Origin of the sequence: Collinsella ihumii, from assembly GCF_030385545.1 — a bacterium.
Classification (GTDB): Bacteria; Actinomycetota; Coriobacteriia; order Coriobacteriales; family Coriobacteriaceae; genus Collinsella; species Collinsella ihumii.
In genome coordinates, this window is sequence record NZ_JAUEIQ010000021.1 from 1 (window position 1) to 3,749 (window position 3,749).

Below are 3,749 nucleotides of genomic sequence, written 5' to 3' on the forward strand. Positions count from 1 at the left end.
CGCTATGGCGGAGGACACGGGCATCGAGGTCCTGGCCACCGACCAGAGCAACGTTGCTGGGGCTACCGTAGAGTACGAGTCCAGCAGCACCACCTTCTACTACACGGGCAAGGGCCTCGGCCGCGTCCCCGTCTCCGTCACAGACGGTGCGGGCGTGAAGCATGACGTCGACCTCCGCGATGGCGACATCAAGGACGGCGAGTTCTGCTACTACTACGTGGAGATCGGTTCCGGCTCCATCGTGCGCTCCAACGGCACCACCGTCAAGTACTACGACGGCAAGGTCAAGAAGGATCTCCGCGGCACCAGCGTCAAGGACGTCGACGGCAACTACACCATGCCGACCGACAAGGGCGACTACGCCGTCGTCATCGCCCAGTACAAGGGCGGCCAGTGGTACCTCCGCGGCATCGCCGACACCTTCAGCATCGTCGGCTTCTCGCTGAACGACGCCAAGCTCGTCGACGGCAAGGACGTCACCGACACCGTGTTCGAGGTCAGCCCCCTCGCTGGCAACAACACCGGCCAGGCTTGGGTCGGTCGTCTCGGCGTTGCCGTGGGCAACCATGTCCTCACCATAACCGATGATTACTCCATCAGAATTGTTCGCAAGAATGACGGCGTCGATATGTGGAGCACCGTGCTCCAGCCCGGCGTGACCTATCAGGCGGTCATCGACGGCACCCCGGAGTACGAGGGCCACAAGGTCATCGATTTCCAAATCTCCAAGCTCGATCTGACCGACGCCTCGATCATCGGCAAGACGCTCGAGGACTTCTGGTACGGTCAGGACCCCGCGAGCCATGACACCTTCACGGGCCTCATCCAGAAGATCAACAACGTTGATAACGCCGATTTCGATTCCGCGGTTATCAATGACTCCCAGTTCACGATCGACCTTGTGAGCACCCCCGACGGAAGCGAGTACGACGTTTACAATCCCGTCAAGGGCGTCTACACCTACAAGGTGACCGCGAAGTCCGGCAACCCCTACTTCACGGGCTCCAAGGAGTTCACCGTCATCTACGCCGACATGACCGTCTCCGTGGACTTCAGTGGCTGCGGTGATGACTATGACCACGACAACGTCTTCTACGTGAACAACTCCGAGGACAAACCGACCTACTTCGACCTCTCCCACATCAAGGTCCGTCCCGAGCGCGACTACACCGTCACCGTGACCGACGACGAGGGCAACGTCGTCGACATGGCCGGCAAGACCCAGCTCACCGAGCCCGGCACCTACTACGTCAAGGTTGACATCCTCAGCTGGGGCGATGACGGCAAGCTGACCGCCGGCTCAGACGTCGCCAAGGTCATCGTCGAGTACGGCAGCGTCTACGCCAACACCGACATCTTCATGACCTACAAGGGCCAGAACGTCGTGAGCTCCGCCTCCGACACCTACAACGGCACCGACCTGTCCAAGAACATGGCGTTCACCGTCAAGGCCGGCAGCAAGGTCCTCGCCCAGGGCACCGATTACACCGTGACCTTCGAGAAGCAGGCCGCCGACGGCAGCCGCACCGTGGTCGACCAGATCGTCGACGCCGGCAACTACATCATCACCGTAGACGGTGTCACCTTCAACGAGAGCGCCGAGTTCACCTTCCGCGTCGACGCCGTGAAGCCGGCCTACGCCATCGCCAACTGGGACATCGACGCCGACGAGTCCGTCTACCCGAACGTCGACGGCTACCTGATGTACACCGGCGATGCCCTGAACCCGACCTTCCGCTTCTTCGACGCCGACGGCAACGAGATCGAGGTCCCCGAGGGCTCCTACGTCGTCGACCACTACGAGGATGAGGACGGCGAGGAGGTCGAGCTCAAGGAGGTCGGAACCTACAAGGCCTTCTTCGAGACCGCCAAGGATGTCGAGAACTACGACTTCGACGGCGTCGTGTCCACCGACATCGTCGTCACCGACAAGGGCGTCTTCATGGACGTGCCCATGGCCGGCCAGTGGTACAGCCAGGTCGTCTACGACGCCGTGAACCTCGGCTACATGAACGGCTACTCCGGCACCAAGTTCTTCGGCCCGAACGACTCCATCACCCGCGGCCAGGTCGCCTGCGTGCTGTTCAATATGGCCGGCGGCTCGGACTTCTATTCCGAGAACCTGTTCTGGAACAACGACATCCAGGGCTACGAGACCGGGTTCGGCGACGTGAACGCCAAGGCCTACTACGCCCAGGCCATCGCGTGGGCCAAGGCCACCGGCGTGGTCAACGGCTACGGCGACGGCACCTTCAAGCCCGACCAGGCCGTGACCCGCGAGGAGTTCGCCGCGATGCTGTCCAACTACGCCGAGAAGCTCGGCGAGGACGTTGACGGCGCCGAGGCCGACCTGTCCGCCTTCGGCGACGCCTCCCAGGTCTCCGACTGGGCCACCGAGGCCGTCGAGTGGGCCGTGGCCAACGAGGTCATGGGCAACGGCGGGTTCATCGCACCGACCGCTACCATCACCCGCGCCGAGGCAGCCGCCATGTCCGTCAACTACCAGCCCGAGAAGCTGGCCGACGTGGTCATCAGCGTGCCCGACACCAACGTGACGCCCCGCTAACCGGTCCGATCAGGACTGACGCGCGCCCTCCCCTCCGGGGGAGGGCTTTCGAAGGGGCTCCCGGGCCTCGGGAACCCCTTCGAAAGCCTTTGGCTGATACATAGCAAGCTGTCGCACGAGGCTCGATGCCCGAGGGCCCTCCGGAGATATTCGGAGGGCCCTCGGGCATTTCTCGGCAAGGGCTGTGGAACCGACGGCTTGGAGCGAATCCAGGCGGAACGATAACGGTGAGGCGGAGAGGGCCTCTCGAATTGCTCCTCGAGTTCCCGTCCTCTCTGGCGACGCCCCTACCCGTTCCCTCTTCCAAAGGGGCCGAGAATCCTTCGGGAGAGCCGCTCGGCGACGGTCGGCTCCGGTGGGAGGCCGAACGGCCAGCGCCTGCGCAGCTCGGCGGCTGTGGCACCGGAGGAGAGCGCCATCATGAAGTCCTCCCTGTCCGGATGCGGCGCGGAGGACTTTTCGAGCGACGGGTTGCCCTCGAGCACGGAGGCGTACTCCGACGGGCCCGACACGAGGGCGTCGGAGATCTCCTCGATCACCCGCGCCCCCTTCTCCGTCCGTGCGATCAGGGCCGACACGCCGCGCGACTGGTCGACTTCCGGATGGACCCTTCCGACCCCCCAGAAGTCGCCGAGGGTGACATCCGAGCCGCACCGCCCCTTCGCGGGGCAGGCCGCGCAGGACGGCCTCAGGCAGATGTTCCTCAGGAACGCGAGCAGGTACCAGTCCTCCGCGTGGGGCACGAGCACCTCCCTGCCCCCCGACAAGCCGTACGCGACCGAGTAGTGCTCCCACGAGGGGTCCTTCCTCCTGAAATCGACCGTCCTGACGCGTGAGAGGCGGCTTCTGCCAACATAGGCCCTCCAGCGCTCCCACAGGAGCGGCGACGGGGCGCCGTGGCAGATGACGTCGACGGCAAGGAGCCGATCCCTTTCGACGCCGCGAGCCTCGAGGTATCCCGTGAGGCCCGCCACCTGGCAAGCCGTCCCGCAGTACAGCACCGTGCGCCCCTCGGCAAGATCGCGCCCCACCATGGCATACGTCTCGGGGCGGACCGTCGACTGCAGGTACTTCGACATCAGCAGCGGCTCCAGCGAAGATTGGCCGTCTGCCCTGGCGTGCGAGACGGACCGGCACGCCCTCTCCCAGCGCGCCCCGTACACGGCCCCTCCCCGCGAGATCA

The 3,749-nt window shown here is 64.6% G+C and carries 2 protein-coding genes; one reads left to right on the forward strand and one right to left on the reverse strand.

From position 1 onward, the window contains the following. Positions 1-2,566 (forward strand): S-layer homology domain-containing protein (locus QVN30_RS11390; protein WP_289836460.1); only part of this gene is annotated, 2,566 nt, incomplete at its 5' end. Positions 2,567-2,853: 287 nt separating this feature from the next. Here the strand turns inward: QVN30_RS11390 and QVN30_RS11395 are convergent. Further along, the coding region (locus tag QVN30_RS11395; protein WP_289836462.1) for a Coenzyme F420 hydrogenase/dehydrogenase, beta subunit C-terminal domain at positions 2,854-3,749 on the reverse strand (896 nt) is incomplete at its 5' end.